The 21,228-nt window shown below is 45.3% G+C and carries 15 protein-coding genes, 1 tRNA gene and 1 pseudogene; 7 read left to right on the top strand and 10 right to left on the bottom strand.

Features of this window, described 5'->3' with window-relative positions; translation table 11 throughout:
* Positions 1-402: 402 nt before the first annotated feature.
* Positions 403-475, top strand: a tRNA-Arg gene (locus AAFP11_RS11480).
* A gap of 66 nt (positions 476-541) precedes the next feature.
* Here AAFP11_RS11480 and AAFP11_RS11485 read toward each other — a convergent pair.
* The 6 genes from AAFP11_RS11485 to AAFP11_RS11510 form a co-directional block, all read right to left on the bottom strand.
* Positions 542-2,647, bottom strand: coding sequence for a DUF3854 domain-containing protein (locus AAFP11_RS11485; protein ID WP_341737189.1), 2,106 nt, complete (start codon positions 2,645-2,647; stop codon positions 542-544).
* A 132-nt stretch (positions 2,648-2,779) separates the two neighbouring features.
* The gene (locus AAFP11_RS11490; RefSeq protein ID WP_341737190.1) at positions 2,780-3,178 is read right to left on the bottom strand and encodes a hypothetical protein; all 399 of its coding nucleotides are present in this window, start codon (positions 3,176-3,178) and stop codon (positions 2,780-2,782) included.
* 230 nt (positions 3,179-3,408) lie between these two features.
* Entirely contained in the window at positions 3,409-3,960 is a 552-nt protein-coding gene (locus AAFP11_RS11495) for a hypothetical protein (RefSeq protein WP_341737191.1), read from the bottom strand.
* A complete protein-coding gene (locus AAFP11_RS11500) occupies positions 3,948-4,217 on the bottom strand; it encodes a hypothetical protein (protein ID WP_341737192.1) in 270 nt (89 codons plus the stop codon). Before AAFP11_RS11500 ends, AAFP11_RS11495 begins: the two co-directional genes overlap by 13 nt.
* Positions 4,214-5,053, bottom strand: coding sequence for a BRO family protein (locus tag AAFP11_RS11505; protein WP_341737193.1), 840 nt, complete (start codon positions 5,051-5,053; stop codon positions 4,214-4,216). Before AAFP11_RS11505 ends, AAFP11_RS11500 begins: the two co-directional genes overlap by 4 nt.
* Positions 5,054-5,284: 231 nt before the next feature.
* Positions 5,285-5,764 (bottom strand): hypothetical protein, encoded by a 480-nt coding sequence (locus AAFP11_RS11510; RefSeq protein ID WP_341737194.1) that lies wholly within the window; start codon positions 5,762-5,764, stop codon positions 5,285-5,287.
* On the opposite strand from AAFP11_RS11510, the pseudogene AAFP11_RS11515 reads away from it, so the two are divergent.
* Positions 5,757-6,914: pseudogene (locus tag AAFP11_RS11515) on the top strand (transposase). The gene AAFP11_RS11510 and the pseudogene AAFP11_RS11515 sit on opposite strands and share 8 nt — an antisense overlap.
* A 226-nt stretch (positions 6,915-7,140) precedes the next feature.
* On the opposite strand, the gene kaiC reads toward AAFP11_RS11515, so the two are convergent.
* The 3 genes from kaiC to AAFP11_RS11530 form a co-directional block, all read right to left on the bottom strand.
* A complete protein-coding gene (kaiC, locus tag AAFP11_RS11520) occupies positions 7,141-8,703 on the bottom strand; it encodes a circadian clock protein KaiC (protein ID WP_341731251.1) in 1,563 nt (520 codons plus the stop codon).
* 138 nt (positions 8,704-8,841) lie between these two features.
* On the bottom strand, positions 8,842-9,156 hold the full coding sequence (gene kaiB / locus AAFP11_RS11525) for a circadian clock protein KaiB (RefSeq protein ID WP_340520079.1): 315 nt from the start codon (positions 9,154-9,156) through the stop codon (positions 8,842-8,844).
* Positions 9,157-9,261: 105 nt separating this feature from the next.
* Positions 9,262-10,203: a circadian clock protein KaiA gene (locus tag AAFP11_RS11530; RefSeq protein ID WP_341737195.1), complete on the bottom strand. Its 942-nt coding sequence runs from the start codon at positions 10,201-10,203 to the stop codon at positions 9,262-9,264.
* A 395-nt stretch (positions 10,204-10,598) separates the two neighbouring features.
* Here AAFP11_RS11530 and AAFP11_RS11535 point away from each other — a divergent pair, with 395 nt between their 5' ends.
* Both AAFP11_RS11535 and AAFP11_RS11540 read left to right on the top strand, forming a co-directional pair.
* Positions 10,599-13,835, top strand: a complete 3,237-nt coding sequence (locus tag AAFP11_RS11535; RefSeq protein ID WP_341737196.1) for a hybrid sensor histidine kinase/response regulator — start codon at positions 10,599-10,601, stop codon at positions 13,833-13,835.
* Positions 13,836-14,014: 179 nt separating this feature from the next.
* Entirely contained in the window at positions 14,015-14,836 is an 822-nt protein-coding gene (locus AAFP11_RS11540; protein WP_341737197.1) for a tetratricopeptide repeat protein, read from the top strand.
* A gap of 520 nt (positions 14,837-15,356) precedes the next feature.
* On the opposite strand, the gene AAFP11_RS11545 is transcribed toward AAFP11_RS11540, so the two are convergent.
* Complete coding sequence (locus tag AAFP11_RS11545) at positions 15,357-18,983, bottom strand: NB-ARC domain-containing protein (protein WP_341737198.1); 3,627 nt, start codon at positions 18,981-18,983, stop codon at positions 15,357-15,359.
* Between the two features lie 389 nt (positions 18,984-19,372).
* On the opposite strand from AAFP11_RS11545, the gene AAFP11_RS11550 reads away from it, so the two are divergent.
* The 3 genes from AAFP11_RS11550 (at position 19,373) to AAFP11_RS11560 (ending at position 21,182) form a co-directional block, all read left to right on the top strand.
* Positions 19,373-19,858, top strand: a complete 486-nt coding sequence (locus tag AAFP11_RS11550) for a hypothetical protein (RefSeq protein WP_341737199.1) — start codon at positions 19,373-19,375, stop codon at positions 19,856-19,858.
* Positions 19,859-19,955: 97 nt separating this feature from the next.
* Entirely contained in the window at positions 19,956-20,522 is a 567-nt protein-coding gene (locus AAFP11_RS11555) for a DUF1036 domain-containing protein (RefSeq protein ID WP_341737200.1), read from the top strand.
* An 87-nt stretch (positions 20,523-20,609) separates the two neighbouring features.
* The gene (locus AAFP11_RS11560; protein WP_341737201.1) at positions 20,610-21,182 is read left to right on the top strand and encodes an RICIN domain-containing protein; all 573 of its coding nucleotides are present in this window, start codon (positions 20,610-20,612) and stop codon (positions 21,180-21,182) included.
* Positions 21,183-21,228 lie beyond the last annotated feature (46 nt).

A 21,228-nucleotide genomic window follows, 5' to 3' on the forward strand; every position in this document is an offset into this window, starting at 1 on the left:
GGTACAATCTGTCTCAAAAGCAGCGCCATCAACGGCCAATTAGCTATAGGTAATTGTTTTGTGGTTATTCGCTGCGGTAGATGCTCAACCCCCGATCTAATTTAAATCTAGTATTGGCGATGTTATAGGCTGTTATTGTATCAATTGTCCTATGATTTTGACAATTTAGGCAGATTTTTTAGTAGGAGGCGAGGAGAAATGCCCCAGACACTTTATTTAAGGGCTAGTTGAGTCAAGTCGATGGGGAATGGTAGATTTAGTTTAGTCAGTCAGCGTGCGTGGGCAAGAATCCGGGCGACTCGAAGGCAATTGCTGGATTGTTAAGGGATGTGGAGGCTAGCGATCGAATTTGCGATCGGACTAGCTATTTTAGCCAAGACGTGATATAGTCAAAAAAGTTGAGGGCACGTAGCTCAGTGGATAGAGCATCAGGTTCCGGTCCTGAGGGTCGGGGGTTCGAATCCCTCCGTGCTCATTTTGTATGGTTTTTATGGAGTAAGGGTTTCAGGTTAATCGTATTACTGATAGTCCTATTTTCCGCTCAAATTTCGCTCCTGTCGGTTTCAAGTATCTCCAAAACCACCTCAATATCAGCCAAGTCCGCCTTAGACTTTTTGCGTCGCGCTTTTAACTGGTTAAGCAGTTCGGCCGGCTCTGGGAATTCTGCGACGGTCGGAACCGAATTTCTATTTTCTCCCCGATCGCGCCGTGCTTCCTTAAGTTCTTGCTCCAACATCTTGTTAAGCATCGCCGGCGCAATTTGTTGAAGGATGAATGTCTCATCATCCTTAAAGCGCGGGTCAGCCTCTAACTCTCCCTGAGACGGGTCAGCGTTGTACTTGTAAGTTTTCTTAAAGCTCAAGATGCCGTAGCGGTCATCAATCGCAGCCGTTCCCCCAGTGATAGACGGTAGTTTGTTGCAGTTGGCAAAGAAAATTGCAGCAGGCTTGTACTCATAGCTATCCTTACCCTTGCGCTCAATATCTAGAGGGTCTCCCGTGATTAACTGCTTCAGACTTTGAATAGTGTCTAAGTCTACCTTTGCCGTGTTTTCAGAAGCCCAATTGCAAATACTCCCCTCAACTCCTGCTAGGGAAAACTTGCGGCCATTGTCGTAGGACTTGAAATCTGACAGCGACTTTCCGGTCATACCCCGCCCAAACACAGTGGCCAACGCAGCCCGCAGCGTGTCCTTACCATTAGACCCCTCACCGAAGCACAGCAAACCTTTTACCCCCCGCCCCGTCAACTTCGAGCGCACCAGTTTGAGGTTAAGTGCAGCAGCAGCAGTCCGCAAGAATATCTCACGTTGCGGTGGTTCAAGACACTCCAAAAGGCGATCGCAATCTGTCGGGTCAATATTGGGGTCATACTTGCAGCCAACATAGGTATAGACCTGATTGGGGTCATGCCGTACAAGCGAGTGAGTGCCATCTGAATTGACCTTTACAACGCCGTTGGCACAGTTCAAACCATCGGGATTAATGGTATTGGGGTCAACTGCCACAGCCAAAACCATATAGTTATAAACCTCATTGACGCTGGCAGAATTGGCGCGGTTGCAACGGTATTTCCCTTTCACATACTCAGAGTAGGTACTCAGCCAGTGCAGGATACGTCGCCTCTCAGTGGCTTCAGGCCTCAACTCATAATGAGTGCCGGTGAACTCAAAAAGTTGTCCCCCTATCGACACCCAATGCGTGCCTGAATACAACGCTTCAATGGCTTTTTGTGCGTAGTTCAATTCTGGAGTCGGCGCTGTGTCTGGAATGTAGTCACTTGTGCTACTGTTAGACGACAAATATACTACATCTTCTCGCGTGCGCGGGTGAGGAGATAAAGAATTATTAGGGCTTAAAGAGTGATTTTTGCGATCGCTTTTTTTGAGCTCTTTTTCCCACTTGGCTAAAGTTGGTGCGCTGGTTACAGCCTCTTTGAAAGCATCACCACCCTTAGCTTTGATGAAGTCATCCATGCCCTTAAACTGACTGTCCCAAACTGTGATGTGTACTTCGCATCCACACTCCTCTAGCAAGCGACCAAACTTCAAAATGGCTGTACGGCAAGATGGGTTGCTGGCATAGTCGGAGTCAAAGTCTATGTAGTGGATAGTTCCAGGCTGTGCCCACTCCTTGACAAAGGGCGCTAGTTCCCCGTCTTTGCCCCAATTCCATACCCCTGTAAGCGCAATGACGGCAAGTTCAAGACTCAAACCAGCACCAGCTTTTTTGGCTCCTTCCGTCCAATGACGTGGTATGGACTTGTCGTTCCAAGCCTTATTCCAGTAATGTCTGTCTGGTATTGAGAGAAAGATGGCATCGGGTTCACCGCCACTACTTGTGAGGTACTTGCGCGGTTTAGAGCCTTCTGGTTGATGTGGCTTGTCTGGTTTGCCCTGTCCGTAACAGTTGCCCATGCGTGCACCAGTCCGCCAATTAACACCGCGACACCACCAGCCATCAGTTTTGATGGGGTCTTTGGGCTGGATGCGCTCGTTGAGTTCTTTGGCCGTTAGCGATTCGATGTTGAGACGTGCGATCGCTTCTGATACGACTGAACCTTCAACCCACTCGATAAGGTGCTTTGGGCTGATAAAAGTTGAATTTTGGAATGCAGAATTTTCCCCGGTGGGGTAAGATTTAGACATGATGTAGTCCGCCCTAAAAAGCGGGTTTTAGTACCAAAGACCGCTGTTCCTAGCTTCCAATTAGATGCAGCGGTTTTTTGGCGTTTACTTTTTTTTTGAAAATTTAGGACACAGGAGGAAGCGCCCCGCGGGTTAGATTGCGGGTGCGATTAAGCTGTCGTTACGAGCACAGCCACCTATTTCAGCGTCAGGTAATGGGACAAAGATTGGGAAGGATGGAGGGGCCCGATCGGTTGCTCGAACAGGCAACTGGATGTCGGTGTCTTTGATTACAGGTTCCTTGGCAAGCTCAATGCGAGTTTTGGGAGTTTTCTCTTGCTTGTTAATGAGATGCTTTATCTCTGCCAACATATGCCCCCGGACTGTGCAACAAATGTATTTCCAGAATTTCATCTTTCTCGGATTCCATTCCCGGCTGCGCTCTCCAAACTCCACAAGAGATTCTCCGGCCCCTCTATTCCAGAAAGGCTTGAGACAGCGCTTGACTCGCTCGATGAACCCGTAAATACATTTCACATCCATGTCGAACATTTTAATTGATAAATTGCACCTGATAATTTCAGACCGATTTTGTCCCGGCAACGAACCGAATACGTGTCAAAACTCGCTCGTCGGGTTTAAAGGTAAAAGCACTAGACGAGCGAGTCAGAACAAGGGTTTTAGCGTCCCCAAGTCAGAGGGGATTTTGTCCAAAATCTCGGACGGATTTTGTTGTTAAGCATGATAGGTTTCCAAAATCAACACAAAGCGATACATCAGTCTTACTCACCAACCAAGCGCTTATACTCAGCCTCAGCAGCTTTGTACTTAGAACTACCCCCCTTGGTTACGCCCCACAACTCAAGGATGATTTTTGCCTTGCCATAGCCCCGTGCTTGTAGCTGTAGAATCCGTTCTAAAAGTTCTGAGTCTGCGTTCTCAGCTAGTTGGGGGGAACGTTCAGAATTCCAATCATCACCTTGACTGTGACTTAGTGCTAGAGAGCGTTCTAGGTGTTCGACTTGCTCAGAACCCGCCGTGTTTAGAATAGATTCGGCTTCCATCCGACGTTGTTGCTCAGAGACATACGCACTGGTAGCTAGCTCGTCAACCGCATCAGCCACAACAACAGCCTCACGCATAGACTCAAACTCTTGGGCCTGAGCTAGTTTGAGGGCGATTCTCCGAGATTCAAAGCAGCAAGCAAAACCGCCCATTAGAGACAACCCAGTTACCCAATTGTGTAGCGGAATTTTACGGCTGAGGGTGAACGGTGGTGCTAGCCAGAGGATTAACCCAGAGGTTGTTAACGCGCACACTTTCAAGAACGACATAACATCACCCCCAAACCGAATAAAACAGCGGCTATACCTGCAACCAAAATCCCTTGCAGGTCCAGGAGTGTGATGCGGAATTTCAAACACAGCCAGTCGTCTAGTATCCAGCCTAGAACCCAACACAGGACTAGGACTAGGTACAAGGCTCTCACCAAAATTTGTAACCCAGAATTGAGCGACGCTATCCAGCAGAGGAAACTGGAAGCGATCGCACTACTCACAAAAGTGTTGAAAAGTGCGATCGCTCGGCTCATGGTTTTGTCCCTTGTAACTTGGCTTTAATTTCGCTGATGCGAGTCTCGGCGTTGCTGGCTGCTTGCTCTAAACCCATGCCTAATCGAGCGTAGGCTGGACGCAACCCGTGCAAGTGTTTACCTAGACGTGCATCGGCGCGCTTTTTTACGAGCTCATTATCGGCAACCACGCCCTCATATTTACGGTGGTGTTTGTGGACTTTGGCATCGGCTTCCTCAATCTTGCCAGCAGCTTCATAAGCCCGTTTGGCGTGACGTGCGCCCTCAGTTTTCTCCTTTGCCAGCGTCTTCATCGCATCGGCTTCTTCTTCTGTGAAGTAGCGGGGTTTTTCGATGATGGGGACTGAGCGTTCACTTAAGGAACCGTCATTAGTCCAGTCAAAGGTGTCTACACTGTCTACAGCTTGTAAGTCAAGCGGTTCAGATGTGTTGATGACTTCGACTTGGGTCTGTGCGAGTTCTATCAGTTGAGATACTTGGGCGTCAACAGTTTGCTCTGGAGTGACATGAGAGTAGCTTCCGGTTCGGCGGATGCTGGGTAACACTTCCTCAAACATCCAAACTCGGAACCGTTGGGCTGCGGGTTTGTCCGATCGGAAAATTAGCTCGTATAAACCCGGCTCTGTCACAGTAAGCATTTTCTGTTGACCCCCAAGGGTATCGGTCAAACCGATACCCTTCCAATTTTCAGGCATCTTGCTCACACGTTCTGACAGCGTGCTTTGGCTAATTCCTAAAACAGCCCCCACATCAGTGACCACCCACTCAGGCTGCTCAGCAGAGCCACAAACACGGATTTCCTGACCCTCGAAATCAAAAATTGATAGTTCAGTCATTGCAGAACCTCGCAAACTCAATCATGAAGAGTTGCGATCGTCCATTGGGACAATCGGCTGAATGTGGCATTATATTTAGGCTCCAAACGTTGTTAGTGAACGGTTTGGGGAAGTCGTGACTTGGCTAGCACTGCTAATGCTAATCAGTCGCGCATCAATCTTCCTTAGTTACATACGATCGCAGACTTACAGTTCCTTGTCAACGCAGGGACTATAAAGTTTTGTTTCAAATTATTCGGCTAGCAACTCCATAACTTCGTGGGGTGTAATGCCGTAAATAGCGGCTAGCAGTTTGACATTTTTCACATCACTACCTAACTGCTTAAGTACCCCAATTGCACTACCCAAAGGAATAGCTTCCTTCGTAGACTGAGTTAATAAATCAATAGTTGTCTCAGTGTTAGCGCGACGCTTGTAAACAGTTTCATTCATCTGGGGTGAATGCCCCAGACTTTTAGCTCTTGTTTCCTGAGACATTCCAGCCATTTGACCACTGAGATTAGCTAAATGGCGTAAAGCATGGGTTTGGGTAAAACCTTTATTCCACCTTCTTAAGATATTTTGAGCGCGGTCACTATATAGGGCTTGCTGAATATATCGATCGCACTTGACGTGGCCTAGGTTATACGATCGCGCGATCGAGAGTTTAGTGCAAGATAAACAGGTAAAATAGAGCAAAACCCGTGCATAACCACCTGCGATCGTGTACAAGAAAGCTGAGCTTGCTCTCCTCCCTGCCTTAGACTTTGAACTAGCCAACGGCTCTAAATTGTCAGCCGACAACCGCTGGGTAAAAATGGCCCAAATAATCCCGTGGTCTGAATTTGAATCAGAATATGCGGCCAACTTCCCCACAGACTCATGGGGCACCCGCCAAATCGTTTCGGATGGCATTGGGGGCATTAATTATTAAAGAAAAACTGGGAATTAGCGATCGGGAAACAGTAGAACAGATCCGCGAAAACCCCTATCTACAATACTTTATCGGTCAATCAAGCTACAGCAATGAACTACCATTTGATCCATCACCCCGCCGTACACTTTCGGCAACGAATCAGTCCCAACCTAATTAATCAAGTCAACGAACGCATGGTTGAAAAAATGCGATAACTCACCCCAATCAAACCCGAAAAAAAAAAGGATTCGGACGCCAAAAATGAGTCACCCAATCGCGGAAAACTAATCATAGATGCAACCTGTGCTCCAGCCGACATTACCTATCCGACCGACTTAGGACTATTAAACAAAGCCAGAGTTCATACAGAAAAAATCCTAGACATCCTGTATAAACAAATCAAAGAAAAAAACCATAAAAAACCAAGAACCTACCGTAATCTAGCAAGAAAAGACTACATTTTTAGACCGGATGAGCTGGGATAATTTTAACGAATCAGGAGACTTGAAAGCACAAGTAGAAGCATATCATAGGTTCACAGGATATTATCCAGAGTCCGTTCATGCAGATCGCATTTACCGTACAAGAGAGAACCGAGCTTGGTGTAAAGAAAAAGGCATTAGAATTAGTGGACCCCCCCTAGGAAGACCCCCAGCAAATGTGAGTAAAGAAAAAAAGAAGCAAGCCAAGGAAGATGAGAAGATTCGTCAGGCAATTGAAGGGAAATTTGGGCAAGGTAAACGAAGATTTAGCCTGAATCTGGTAATGACAAAACTTGAGAATACCTCTGGTACAGCTATTGCAATTACTTTTTTAGTAATGAACCTTTCTACCTGGTGGCGCCTGGTTTTTTGTGTGTTTTTATGCGATTCGGGGAAAACAATGCCTGTTTTTGGGCTTAACATAATTTGCGCTTATATTTCACTCAAAATGAGGCAGGAAAAACTCATATTTAACTCTGGTTGAATAATCAATCACTCCCGATCGCCAAAAAGCGATCAATTATTCAGCAAGCCCTAATTATTGTGGAACAGGCATATTGCCTGTTCCACACTTGCTTTTGTGGAGAGTTGGCGTTATGTATGTTCACCATCGATCGATCGACTACGAACTGACACACCTTAATGGTTTCAAAAATTGGGGTTGAGCTGCCAAGCCCAACCTCATTTTAACCACGAATCATGACTCAGGGTCAAATATCATCATTGTCTTGACCTTGTACCCCCTGAAGAATCCGCGATAATTCACTCTTCTCATTAATTGTAATTCGAGTCGGAGAACCGCTGATAATGCGTTCGTAACTGCGGAAAGAATCCCGAATTACGGGTCCGTTATCAGTAATAGTGTATTCCCGAATTCCCTTGTCATGCCAGGAACCACGCATCTTAAACACATTAATTGCCCGCGACATTTCCCCTCTAATTTCCACATACTGAAGCATGATGATCGTGTCAGTAATCGTAGAAATATGGGAATCCGTAATCGAATTAGAACCCATAAACTGGTCGCTTGTATTCGTAAAAAAGCCTGTAATTTCCTCCTGCTTGGCGAAAGCTGTCACTCCAATCACGAATTGCCGGAAGGAATTATTGCTAACTCCCCGTTCTAAAGCTGACAGGGAATCGATCGCAATTCGAGAGGGTTTAAAATCTGCAATTTCTGATTTAATATTTTGCAAATGGTCTTCCAAACCCGCAGATTCCGGGTAATTACAAAGAATTTTTAACAAACCCTTATGTTCCATTTCCTCAAAATCAATGCCCCAAGAATAAGCATTGCGGAACAACTGCGCCCGCGACTCTTCATAGGCAAACAGCATGGCGCGATCGCCATTCATGCAAGCATTCTCCAAAAACTTGCTTACCAACAGCGTTTTGCCAGTTCCCGTCGCACCCGTAGCCAAAATAATCGAGTCTTTAAAGAAACCGCCCCCGCACATTTCGTCGAGAGTTTTGTCCCCGGAAGAAACCCGAACATTGGAAGATCTTTGAGTCAATCGCATAGCCCCCAACGGAAAAATATTAATGCCGTCATTAGTGATTGTAAAAGGATACTCGCCCTTCATGTGAGTAGTCCCCCGCAACTTCAAAATTTCCATGGTTCGGCGACGACGTTCTCCTTCCAAAACGTTGCGAACAATCACCACATTATCCGAGACAAATTCCTCGACTCCAAACCGGGCCACCGGGCCGTATTCTTCCACTCGTTCCGTAGTCATGATTGTAGTTGCGCCTACTTGTTTGAGGCGTGCAACTAAACGGAAAATTTCGCGCCGCACCACAGATGCAGCGTCGTATTGCTGAAATACTGCCGTCACCGAATCAATAGAAACCCGCCTTGCTTTATATTTGCGTATGGCGTATTGAATGCGTTCGATTAAGGCAGACAAGTCAAAATTTCCCACGATATCCTGACCTTCTGGATCTGGGGAAGCGTCTAAAATAAATAGCTTACCTTCATCGATAAACTTAGTCAAATCCCAGCCAAAACTGTAGGCATTTTTAATAATGTCTGTGGGAGATTCTTCAAAAGTTACAAAAACTCCGGCTTCGTCAAAATGGGTGATTCCGTTGTAAAGAAATTGTACAGCAAATAAGGTTTTTCCGGTTCCAGACGTGCCACTGACTAGGGTAGTTCTGCCGATCGGCATTCCGCCGTGACTGATGTCATCAAAGCCTTCAATCATGGTGCGGATTTTTTGAACTCCCGCCGTTACCAATCCTTCTGGTTGCACCGTTTGACTAATTTCATTCATGTCGATTTTTATCAATTGTCAGTATTTTAAAATTTTCAGCCATTAACCGCAGCTCGTTAGTATTTGTACTCAGTGTTTAGCTAGTGCTAGCGCTCCATAACTAAATTACTGCTGACTAATGACTGTAACTTAATTATCTTACGAATTCATGTCTTCTTCGCGAAGTTCTTCATAGAGTAAATCTAATCCTATCAGAACTTTTTCCCGATCGGACAAATCACCAATAATTTTTCGCACTGGAGGGGGCAGAATTTTTGCCAGGGTAGGGGTTGCCAAAATTTTATCCTCTTCTGCTAGTTGAGGATTTTTGAGAACATCTATCACTTTCAGGGCGTAGACTCCTTGAAACTCTTGTTCGAGGATGTCCTTAAGGGTCTTCAAAGCTCGCACTGAGTTGGGAGTATTTCCCGCAACGTAAAGCTTGAGAACGTAGGTTTTCTTCAGAGGAGTCATGAACTTTTATGAGAGATTGAGTGTTAGTTATCAAATTTTAGTTGTAGTTGTTATTTGTCTTAAATCCCCTATTCTTTCGTATTTTATAATATTTTTAGCCAGGTTTTACCTTCCACGTTCCGAGGCATCTTTGGGAATCGATCGCCTATACATTTCGCACAAATGAGCGATGACGTCAATCAGAGTCAAGCGGTAATCCAGCAATATTTCTTCGCTGCGCCCTTCTAATTTGAGTTGCTTGGCAAACTCGTCCATCAATTCCATGTGAATTTCTACAACTTGAGTCACCGCAACATCCGCAAAAAAAGCTATATTCACAAATTCATCTATTTGATTATTTACCGCAGTATCTTCAGAAAAATAACTCAAAACAATTTTTCGATAAATTAACTTGAATTGCTCCAAAAATTTGGGCTTTTCTTCCTGAGACAGATTACGAAAAAAATTCTGGGAATTTCTTTTATAATACACACCTAAGTATCCTAATCGCTCCCGCAATTTTTCAGCAAGTCGGCGTTGCTGTCGTTGTAGTAAACTTTGAGCAGTTAATTGCGCCGTTGCACCCACCTTGGCGGATTGGTCATCTAAAGGAACCGGAGTAGAAAGTTTCAAAAATTGGGCGATCGCCCGATCGATACTGGCGGCAAGTTCGTCCGATCGATCGATTGGGAGTTGCACCTCAGCAGCATGGTAAAAAAAAGAGCAACTTTGCTGTTGATTCAGTTCGGGGCTAGTTACCAACGGATAGCAGCCATTGTCCGATGTCCGTGGAACTTCCTGCGTCCCATCGTCTCCGGGCTTGGTCGCAAAAATCACAGCCGGTAAAAAGATCGATCGCTCTTGGAGTTTACCAGTCAGAGATCGCAGATCCCCATCAACTTCTAAAACCAAACAGTCTAGGTGGTAATTGTGCTTCAGGTATCCAAAAAACTCGCTCTCGGACTTAACCTGGGTCAAAGCATAACGTCTGCCTCCCAAAACCTCGATCGCCAAGCCTGCGAGTTCCCCTGACTTGACAAAGATACATATAGACAGTTGGGGAAGCAAAGCTGTAGGTGAAACATTTAAGTTACCTGAAAATGGTGGATCGCTCAGAGTTGATATCTCCTTTACAAAACACTTAACATTTTAACAATCATCGCAACATTTATGTTACCAATCTTAACTACAAAAATGGTAACAACCTTGTGACAGAGGGATAATAAAACTGTAGTCCTTTGCTGCTAGCTCAAGCACCCCCAGCCTGATTTCTGCAATTAAGCTTAAGCCTTAAAATAGGTGCTAGTAGCCCCAAATCAAGCACTGGCATCGAACTGGCGGGGAGCGATGGAGCTTCGAGGTGCCATAGCAGACTGATATAAAACAAATTAGATACAGAAATCGGCAGCTACATTGGGTCTCAAAAATATTACTGCTCAGGGGAGCAGACTCTCAGGTTCGTTATGCCACAAACCCGCCCTAGTCTCCAAAATTTTATCGAGCCAGTGCCACTGTGCAGACCGACAGCTCAGCTAAAAACACTGCGGTCAATTTTCAATCAGGGCAACTGCGATCGCATCGCATTAGTCAACGACAAGCTACAGCCCAAGGGATTAATATATCTCCGCAGCCTCATGCCCCTGGCAAACCAAGACGGCAAATGGCAACAACCCCTGTCAGAAAACCCGATCGCCATCGCTCCCCTCAGAGCCGTACCCGCAGATTGGAGCGTCAGCGAATTCTGGGAATACCTGCAAACAGCAGAAATTAAGAACCTATGGGACCTGGGAAAAATGGAGGGCAGATTTGTCGATACTCCCATCGCCCTCACCAATTCCGAAGGCAAATTTTTGGGACTTCTAAACAGCCTCAGCCTGCTGCAATTCGTCGCCCACAGCAACTGCATCCCGATCTCCACCGCTGCCGAATACAGCATCAAAGCTCAAGAAACAGCAGCCAGAGAGCCGATACATTCAGCGATGGCCAGCGCCCTAGACGGTCAATTACGCTTTCTCGAAGCAGGACTCAAACCCTCAGAAAACCTCAATTCCCTAGTCCAACTCCTCGAAAAACTGCCCCTACCCCTGAGATTGCAAACCCCCACCGGACAGATAGTCAGTCAAAACGCAGCGTGGCGGATTTTACTGGGAGCTGGTCCAGAACCAGTCCCAGAAACAGCAGTCAATCGAAATCGCTCATCTCCCCATCAACCAGGCCCAGAGCCGACTAAATATAATAGCCCCCCAAATTTAGCCATCTCCCCAGAATTCAGAAGCTTAGTAGGAGCTGGGCGATCGGGCGATCGCGACTCCACCGCAGCCACCAGTTGCCCCCTACCCCTCTACGCCGCCGCCTCCCCATCCACCTTAACCAGCCCAGCCTGGTGTCCCATCGCAGGCAAACCAGACACCTACATTTGCGACTGTCCAGTCCAAAAAGGTCAAGAACGAATCTGGCAATTTGTCAAACAGCCACTCTCGGACAACCTAATTTTAGTCATGGGACAAGATGTCACCGAAGAACATTTAGTCGCCAAAGAACTAGCAGCTAAAAATGCCGACTTAATCCACCTCAACCGACTAAAAGACGAATTTTTATCCTGTATCAGCCACGAACTAAAAACCCCTCTCACCGCCGTCCTCGGTTTGTCCAGCCTCCTCAAAGATAAATTAATCGGAGAACTCAACGATCGCCAAACTCGCTACGCCAAACTCATCCATCAAAGCGGGCGACACTTAATGACCATAGTCAACGACATTTTAGACCTGACCAGGATGGAAACCGGGCAGCTAGAACTAATTCCCGAACCAGTCGAAATTACCGCAGCCTGCCACAGAGCCTTTGAACAAGCCAAACAACTCCAACAGCAAGAAGAAAAATCCCCATCAAAATCCGAGGTAACTACCGCCAACCCAGGGGAAGAATCCCCCATCCAAACCGAATTTATACTCGAAATCGAACCGGGACTAAGCCACTTAATCGCCGACGAACTGCGGTTGCGACAAATGCTCGTCAACCTGCTATCCAACGCCCTCAAATTCACAGAAATTGGTGGCAAAATTGGCTTGAAAGTAAATATTTGGGAAGGCTGGATTGCTTTCACAGTTTGGGACAACGGCATCGGCATCCCAGCCGACAAACAGCACCTGATATTTCAAAAATTCCAACAATTAGAAAGCCCCTTAACTCGCCGATTTCAAGGAACCGGACTAGGACTGGTACTGACTCAACGTTTAGCTAGGCTCCACGGCGGAGACGTTTCGTTTATTTCCTCAGAAGGTCAAGGTTCTCAATTTACCTTACTCCTGCCACCAAATCCTCCGGGAAACACTAGAGAAGATGTGGCAGAATATCCAGGCATAGAGCCAGAATTATTCAAACCAAAATATCAGTACCCGATCGCCAATTCTCGCTCTCGCCTCGTCTTAATCGTCGAAGCAGTTCCGAAATATATCGAAGATTTAACCAAAGTTCTTACGGGTTTAGGTTATCAAGTAATCGTCGCCCGTTCCGGCACCGAAGCACTGGAAAAAGCCCGCCGATTCAGTCCCCAAGTGATTTTCCTGAACCCGTTGTTGCCACTGTTGTCGGGCTGGGACGTGCTGACACTGCTCAAGAGCGATCCAGATACTCGATCGATACCAGCCATCATCACAGCCACCAGAGGCGAAAAAGAACGGGCCTCCGTCAACCGAGCCGAAGGCTTTTTAAGCTTACCCGTCACAGAGCCAGCCTTGGGAATGCTGCTGGGCAATTTGCTCGGACACCCCGATGGCAATATCGGCAATGTGAGAAGTTGTTTGACTATTTTGTGGCTGTGCCCGCAGAACAGTGGCTCCCAAGGCTCATCTTTATTGCTCAACCCTACCTACTGCCGGGTTTTAGAAGCAGATGATCTCGGTCAGGCCGAACTGGTGGCCCGTATCTGGCGTCCCGATGCGATCGTTTTGGACGGCACAAACCAACTGCAAAACCCTTTAGCTTTTATCAAACAGTTAAGTCAGTCTTCGAGTTTGGGTTTTCTGCCTTTAGTAACTTTAGATCAGGCAACTACACAAGTGGCAAATCAAGTCCAGGGACTGTCAGTATTTCCGTGTTTAGCCACCGACAGCGACACCTCCGACACTCCTTTAGTAGCCTCTGCTTTGTGGCAAGTTATTCAAGTAGCTGCTGGGATGAGTTGGAAGCCCAGCATTTTATTTGCTGATATTTCGACCTTACTGGACTTGCAGCAAAATATGATGGAAAATCGGGATTTCGCCACCTCCGAAAATGCAGATTATCGAGGGAAAAAATTTGATTTTCCTATTCATAATTCTGAAAATTTTGCCCCTAACTTTCAAGCTTTGATTCAGTACATCCAAACCGCAGGCTTTCGAGGTTCAATTGCTCTCCATTGGAGGGAAGTTTTGCAGCAGTTGCAATATCAAAGCGTGGACTTAGTTTTGCTTTGCTTGGGAGACAGGCACTCGGAATCCCCCAGTCTGTTGTCAGCACTATCAAGTCTGCGAGAAATGGCAACAAAACCGCCGATCTTAGTTTTGGATTATCGGTGTAGTGTCAATTCAGAATCGGAGGCGATCGACTTTCTACTACAAGAAGTAGCTGCTAAAATTTTGCCTTCTTCTTTGTCAGCAGCCCAATTGTTAGAGAAAATTCAACATAGCATCCAGGCAAGGGCAAAGATTCATAAAAATTAACCTAACCCTCGGACTAGGGTCTCAATCGCCATTAATATAATCTAGTCCGGCGAGGCTGATGCGGAGAATTATAGGTTATCATAGGCGATCGAGAAACCTTTATATTTTTTGCTGGGGCTGCTCGCGTGCCTAATCGGATTCCTCTAATATCTCTGCTACTGGCCCTCGGTTTGTGCACAATGCCCAAACCCGTTGTCGCCCAGGCACTCCTGCCTTACACTCTACAAATCGACTCTGCCCAACTCGAACAAACAGCCTTGAGCCTGGGAGAAGAAGCTGTCCAGCTAGCCAGACTCCAGCAGTACCAACTCGCGGTACCCAGAGCCGAACTCGCCACACAATTAGCCCCTAAAAATTCTCAAGCTTGGACTTTGTTAGGCGGCTTGTACCTTCAAGTTGACCAGTTGCAAAAAGGCATTGACGCTTTGCAACAAGCTCAATCTCTGTCGCCGGAAAATCCTGCAATTAAATTTGTCTTGGGGGAAGCTCATTTTCGGCAAGCAAACTATGAAAAAGCAGTGGAATACTTACAAGCAGGGTTAAAGTTAAAACCCGATAATCCGGGTGCATTATTTGATTTAGGCAATGCTTTTTACAAGCTTAAACGATTGGATAATGCGATCGCCCAATATGAAAAAGCCTTTGCTTTAGAAAAAAATCTCTGGCCCGCTCTCAACAATATCGGATTAGTCAAATACGAAAAGGGAGATGCCGATGGCGCGATTAAACGTTGGGAACAGGCGATCGCGATCGACAACAAAGCAGCCGAACCAATGCTAGCTCTAGCAGTAGCATTGTACGGCAAAGGCGACAAAGAAAAAGGCTTAGCGATGGGAGAAGCGGCTCTGAAACTAGATAAACGCTATGCTACTGTAGATTTTCTCAAAGAAAACCTCTGGGGCGATCGTTTAATCGCAGCCACCAAAAAATTCTTAGATACTCCAGAAATGAAAGCAGCACTCACTAAAATTCAAGACTCACCACCTTCGGGGCAAATTTAGCATCTCCCAGTCTGGTGAAACTGAGATGTTAAACTAGGATTCAATAACCATTTTATGGGCAGGACTTCCAGCCATCCCTACCAAAAAACTCACTCTTTGTGGAACAGGCATCTGGGAGCATCCCGATTTTGCATAGGCGAAGCATGACCGCAGACAATTTATTAGTGATAACCAGAGATTTACTGCGGTCATGCTTCGCCCCTACGAATATATTTACACTCATTGAGATTCATATCAATTCCGGTTGTATCGGAATGATTTAACCGCGAAGGCGCGAAGTACGCGAAGCAAGAGAAGAGAGAGTTTAATACAGGACGATGAAGAGAGGATTTTATATAATATCAAATCATCTCTTCATCGGAATAGTAAATTCGAGTTCACTGTTCACTGTTCACTGTCAACTGTCAACCGTCAACTGTCAACCGTCAACTGTCAACCGTCAACTGTCAACATCATTCCGGTGTAACCGGAAATGATATCACCCAGGCATCTTGCCTGTTCTTGAGAAGAATACAACATATCACGATCGACTTACTTCCACTGCCCCCAGTGTTTTGAATATCGCCCCAGTTGCTTCAGTTACACCTTTAATACCTGCAATATTTAATCCTTCATAAGGTTTCGGAACAGGCAAAGTTTTGATACACTCACCCGTTACGGCATCCCAAAACTTAATCGTCTCATCTTGGCTGCTACTAGCCAGCATCTGCCCATCTAAACTAAAAGCAACACACCACACCAAATTGTCGTGTCCCCGCAGAACTTGCAAGCAATCATTCGTCCTCGCATCCCAAACTCGTACAGTTCGATCGTGACCGCCACTGGCCAAGAGTGTACCATCATGATTGAAGATTACCGATGACACAATACCATCATGTCCCTCTATGCTGGTCAGACATTCTCCGGTATTGATATCCCAAAACTTGATATTACCGTCACTGTTGCTACTTGCCAAAATATTACCATCAGGGCTAAAGGCAACAGACCAAACCCAACCGCTATTTCCCATCAAAGTGCTTAAGACTTTCCCTGTACTGACATCCCATAACTTCACCGTCTTATCGGTACTCGCAGAAGCCAGGATATTACCATCTGGACTAAAAGCAACTCCCATCACCCAACTCTCATGCTCGGTACAAGTATAAAGACATTGCCCTGTGCTAATATCCCATAGTTCGATCGTCTGGTCTTCACTGAAACTTGCCAATGTCTTACCGTCGGGACTGATGGCAACTCCCCAAACCCAAGCAGAATGACCCTCTAAACTTTTTAGGCACTCTCCAGTCGCAGTATCCCATAACCTGACACTCGTGTCAGAGAATCCACTCGCCAGCAAGTCCCCATTCGGACTGAAGGCAATGGATTTCAATCGATTAGTATGTCCATCCTGTATGCTTTTAAAACACTTCCCGGTTTTGATATTCCATAATCTCACGGCGCGATCGCTACTAGCTAAAGTTTGGCCATCGGGCGAGAAAACTACCGAATTTACTGGATTGCTTTGCCCCAATACTGTTTTCAGACAATGACCTGTTTTAACATCCCACAGTCTCACCGTACAGTCTTCACCAGTGCTAGCTAAAATTTTGCCATCTGGACGAAACGCGACAGATGAAACTCGACTGGTGTGTGCTTGCAGTGTTTTGAAACACTCACCCGATGCCACTTCCCACAATCTGACGGTGCTGTCTTCGCTGCAACTTGCTAAAATCTGACCGTCTGGACTAAAGGCAACAGACATTACTATTTTTGAATGTCCAGAGCAAATGCTAACGACTCGATCCGTGCTAAGATCCCAGATGCGAATCAAAGCATCATGACCGCCACAGGCTACAGTTTTACCATCTAAACTGAAAGCCACCGATCGAATTTGACGACAGTCACTCTCAAACATTTTCAGGCATTGTCCCGTAGCAACATCCCACAGTTTAAGTATTCCGTCATCACCGCCACTAGCTAAAATATTACCTTGAGGACTAAATGCGATCGACCAAGCCTGACTTTTGTGTGCTTGCAAAGTTAGTAAACATCGTCCATTACTCCAATCCCAAAAACGCACAGTCCCATCACCGATGCCACTAGCAAGCATCTTGCCATCAGGACTGAAAGCAACTCCGAGCACACTGCTAGTATTGCCATGCAATATTTGCCGAATCGACCAACTGCTAACATCCCAGCAATTAATCGTGCCGTTACTACCGCCAGTAGCAAAGGTTTTTCCATCTGGACTAAAAGCAACAGATAACACAATGCTGCCGTATTCTTTGCCAGTTCTCAGCAGCCTAACTTCTGGCATTTGCCACAAATGAACCTCACTATTCGTATCGCCCATTGCTAAAAGTTTTCCATCCGGGCTAAAAGCGATGGACAAACCGCTTCCCAGAACTTCAGCGAAAACAGAATTAGTTAAATCAGCCCCAGCAAAGTTGACACCATGCAAATTCGTATCGGGTAAATAAGCTTGCCAAACGGTCAAATTAGAAAAATCCCAACCGCTTAAATCTGGCTGCATCTGACACAAGAGATTTATAATATTACCCGCAACATAGCCAGTTTCTAGTGTGGGTTTACCGCGCAGCGATGCCAGAATTGGTTTGAGTTGGTTTTCGAGGATTTGCTGGTGTTCAAAAGAAAAAAAAAGGCGATCGGCAATAGGTTTGAGGAGCAGACTAGCTTGCGTATCTCTAATGTATTCTTTAGCTGTAGCTTTGAGAATAGCGTGGCTTCTGAGAATATCAATTGTGCTGGTGGCGATTTCAGTGCAGACTTGTTCGATTAATCGTTCCGTCATGTATTCCATGACGACAGGTTGTTGAGTGTAGCCCTCTGAGGTTTTTTCAATCAGAGAATGTCTCAGGAGAGAACCTAAAACTTCTAGTAATTGTTTTACAGTTAATTTGGCTACTAAATCTTGTTGTAATTCGGCCACCGAGACTGGCTCCCGATTAATAGCCAGCCAGTACATCACCTTTTTTTCTAAATCTAATAAACGATTAAATTGCCTGTCTAATAGGTTGCGAATATCATCAAACACTAAAGTTCCTTGATTTAAAAGTTCTAAAAATTTGGGGAGGCTACTATCAAAAAAATCGCGAATAGCGGGAGCAACCATTTTTAAGGCTAGGGGATTTCCCGCATAGTGAGATATCAAAATATCCCATTCAGAGTCCGACCCTTGAAAAGAACCGATGCGTTGAATAAATTCCCGTGCTTTTGTGGTGGTTAAACCAGTCAGTTGTAATGAACGAACAGGCAAAGTTTTGCCTTCTTGAGCGGCTAAACCGATCGGTTTTTCTCGACTGGTTAATAGCAGGGTACTTTTATGATTTATTTCGGCTACGCATCGCAGAAGTTGACCGTATCCTTCATAGCCCTCTCGGTAACAACCCGTGCGTTCTTCTTCCTGTAGAATAGACTCGATGTTATCCAATATTAAAAGACACCGATGCTGTCGCAGATAGTGCAGCAGTCGCGAGATTCTACCCTCTACGGTATCGGGTAAATTTGTTTCCTGTTGGTGCGACAGAAACTGAATCAATTCTAGTAATAAGTCAAGGATAGAGGGAGCATTGCAGAGACTGTGCCAAATAATATAATCAAATTGTTCTTGGATGCGTTCTGCTACCTTAATAGAGAGAGAAGTTTTGCCAATTCCACCCATTCCCAACAGCGTTACTAAGCGGCAGCGATCGACGATAAGCCACTTTTCTAATAAGGCTATTTCCTCTGCACGTCCGTAGAAAATAGAAACATCAATAGCCTCTCCCCAATTTATCGATTTGTTGAGTTTTGTTAAGTCAATTGTAGCTCGATCGGCGATCGGACCACTGCGATCGACTTGTTGGTTGATATTGTGAGTAATTTGGCTATTTGGTAGTGAGGCGGGGACTTGTGCCTGTTGTGCTTGCCGTCGCAAAACTGACTGAAAGTTGCTCTTAGTGACTTTTTCTCCGCATACCCGACTGAGAACTTTCCATAACTGAAAGCCAACAAACTTAATATATTCGGCATCATAACCAGCGCTTTTGGCAATCTCTCGATAAGAGTGTCCTTCCCAAGTCTGCCGCAATACCAGTATGTGAATATCGTTGAGATGCTGTTGTTTGAGAACCGAGTCGAGGAAAAGCAGTGCTTCGTCGATCGTCATTTATTTAAAATTATCGGGTGTGTGAGCGCAAAATCGGTGCTTCCTGCTTGACGGTACAGGAAATTAAGCAATTATACTCAAGATTGTAGCATATTTTACACTCAAGTTATAACTATTTATAACTATTTCTCACTGACGTAGTTGCCGCATCCGGATTATTTTTGAATCAAGGTTGATTGAACCAGTCAATCTCAACCTGAAAGCGACGACTATCCACGTAAAGAGAGATTTTGAGATGGGTAACTTTTTTGATGATGTTGCTGATTTTGTAGGAGATCAAGTTAGAGGTTTAAATCCTATTGACCCTAACACACTACCTGGTCAAGCAATCCATACTATTACAAGTTCCCTAGTTTAGGCGATTTAATGGTTTAAAGGTCTATCTAGCTATGTACGCAAAACTCTTGATTAATAGCGGAACTCTTGCAGTTCTAGCTAGTGCTATTATTTCTCCCATAGCGCTAGCGAATGAGGTTGAAACTTTTTCGTTTCAAAAGAAGATAGGGTCAGTTTGGGTTAGCGACGTTACTGTCGAACAAGGAATCATTTCAGGTAGAAGTCCGAGTGCTTCCGATGGTTACAGTCATTGGCAAGCGGAAGGCGCACAAATCAGTATGAATATCCGTACCCCCAGGTGTCCCAATCAATATCATACTGAAGGATCTGTGACTGTCAAATACACTAACGGTGAGGCTAAAATTACGCGATCGCTTAAAATCGGGTCTCTCCAAGAGGATAAAAAATTGACTCCTTCATGGACTGTTCGCGGCAATTATGGCAACCCTACAAATGGCAGCATCAATGTTATTACTAACGTAACCTGTGTGCATCACGGCAACAAAGATAGCGCAATTCCGAACCCATTTGGGTGGTGAATATTGCTTTTTGATTATCTGGAATAAGAGAGAGCGATCGCCCGTCAGTTGGGACAGATTGGTATGTTCGATCTACTGAATAGGATATTTTATGAAAATGTCAAAGAAAAAATTCTCGCTAACTCTTGCTGTAAGTATTTTGGTTTTATCACCTTTTGGTCTTCTCGTGAGACAACCGTCAGTTCTGGCTGACTGTCCTCCATTTGTACCAGACGCTTTATGCCCTAGTAATAAGCCAATTCCCGGTCAACGACTTCCTCCGACTCCTCCGGTTCAAAGGGGATTAACTATCTGTAATAAGACAAGTATAGGCAATGTCTATGTTGCCATTGCACTTAATTACAGGGGACCTTTTGGCAGCGATGGTGAAGGCGCACCGCAATATATAGAGTCGCATGGATGGTGGAAGATAGAGCCTGGTACTTGCAAAAAGGTATACGAAAATGATGCAAGTAGAGTGCGTGGATATTACGCCAAAGGTGGAGATTCTGTTTGGAGGGGTTCCGACTCAAAGTTAAGTTATTGTATTAATTCATCAGAATTCGAGTTTAAGGATTCCAAGGCGTTTATAAAAGAAAAATGTCAGCAAGCTGGTGGAGAAATGGTAGCTTTTAGACCCGTGCGTCCTAGCAGCCAAGCATATTCTTTTGATTTAACAAACTGAGTTAACAAAAGATTGCCTCAGCATCTTTCTCGAAACGCTCTTTAAAAGCCAGGTCACAACTCAATCAATAATTAGGTGATTTAAACTATGCAAAGACAAGCAAAAATTCTAGTTAGTTTAATTTCCATTGCTTTTTTAGCCTCTTCACTATCCAGGGTAGAGGCTCAAGCAGAGAGGTCATCACATTTCTTTATAACAAATAAAGTTTCCAATCTCTGTTTGGGAGTCCTAGGAGTAGATGGTCATGGGCCTGGGGTAAGGGTTGAGGTTTACCACTGTAACCCCGGTGGTGGTGATGCTGGAAATGACAATCAATGGACAATTAAGGATTTAGGAAATGGATACAGTCACATTATAAATAAGGTTTCCAATCTCTGTTTAGGAGTCGTAGGAGTAGATAGTCATGGGCCTGGGGCAAGGGTTGAGGTTTACCACTGTAACCCCGGTGGTGGTGATGCTGGTAATGACAATCAATGGACAATTCAGCCTTTAACAAATGGATACAGTTACATCAAAAATAGGGTTTCTGGTCTGTGCTTAGGAGTCGTAGGAGTAGACGATCATTGGGCTGGGGCAGCAGTCGAAGTTTATCGCTGCAAGCCCGGCAGTGGTGATGCTGGAAATGACAATCAATGGACAATTAGGAGAATAGGCTCTTAGTAGTTTGTTGGCTTGAAGCAAACTTGCATTTCCTATACCTGCAAAT

The organism is Microcoleus sp. CAWBG640 (assembly GCF_020883015.1).
Taxonomy (GTDB): Bacteria; Cyanobacteriota; Cyanobacteriia; order Cyanobacteriales; family Microcoleaceae; genus Microcoleus; species Microcoleus anatoxicus.

Excerpts from the sequence above, each read along its gene's own strand:
- AAFP11_RS11485 (WP_341737189.1), bottom strand. The coding sequence starts at position 2,647 with ATGTCTAAATCTTACCCCACCGGGGAAAATTCTGCATTCCAAAATTCA.
- AAFP11_RS11490 (WP_341737190.1), bottom strand. The coding sequence starts at position 3,178 with ATGTTCGACATGGATGTGAAATGTATTTACGGGTTCATCGAGCGAGTC.
- AAFP11_RS11495 (WP_341737191.1), bottom strand. The coding sequence starts at position 3,960 with ATGTCGTTCTTGAAAGTGTGCGCGTTAACAACCTCTGGGTTAATCCTC.
- AAFP11_RS11500 (WP_341737192.1), bottom strand. The coding sequence starts at position 4,217 with ATGAGCCGAGCGATCGCACTTTTCAACACTTTTGTGAGTAGTGCGATC.
- AAFP11_RS11505 (WP_341737193.1), bottom strand. The coding sequence starts at position 5,053 with ATGACTGAACTATCAATTTTTGATTTCGAGGGTCAGGAAATCCGTGTT.
- kaiC (WP_341731251.1), bottom strand. The coding sequence starts at position 8,703 with ATGAATGAAATTAGTCAAACGGTGCAACCAGAAGGATTGGTAACGGCG.
- kaiB (WP_340520079.1), bottom strand. The coding sequence starts at position 9,156 with ATGACTCCTCTGAAGAAAACCTACGTTCTCAAGCTTTACGTTGCGGGA.
- AAFP11_RS11535 (WP_341737196.1), top strand. The coding sequence starts at position 10,599 with ATGCCACAAACCCGCCCTAGTCTCCAAAATTTTATCGAGCCAGTGCCA.
- AAFP11_RS11540 (WP_341737197.1), top strand. The coding sequence starts at position 14,015 with ATGCCCAAACCCGTTGTCGCCCAGGCACTCCTGCCTTACACTCTACAA.
- AAFP11_RS11545 (WP_341737198.1), bottom strand. The coding sequence starts at position 18,983 with ATGACGATCGACGAAGCACTGCTTTTCCTCGACTCGGTTCTCAAACAA.
- AAFP11_RS11550 (WP_341737199.1), top strand. The coding sequence starts at position 19,373 with ATGTACGCAAAACTCTTGATTAATAGCGGAACTCTTGCAGTTCTAGCT.
- AAFP11_RS11555 (WP_341737200.1), top strand. The coding sequence starts at position 19,956 with ATGTCAAAGAAAAAATTCTCGCTAACTCTTGCTGTAAGTATTTTGGTT.
- AAFP11_RS11560 (WP_341737201.1), top strand. The coding sequence starts at position 20,610 with ATGCAAAGACAAGCAAAAATTCTAGTTAGTTTAATTTCCATTGCTTTT.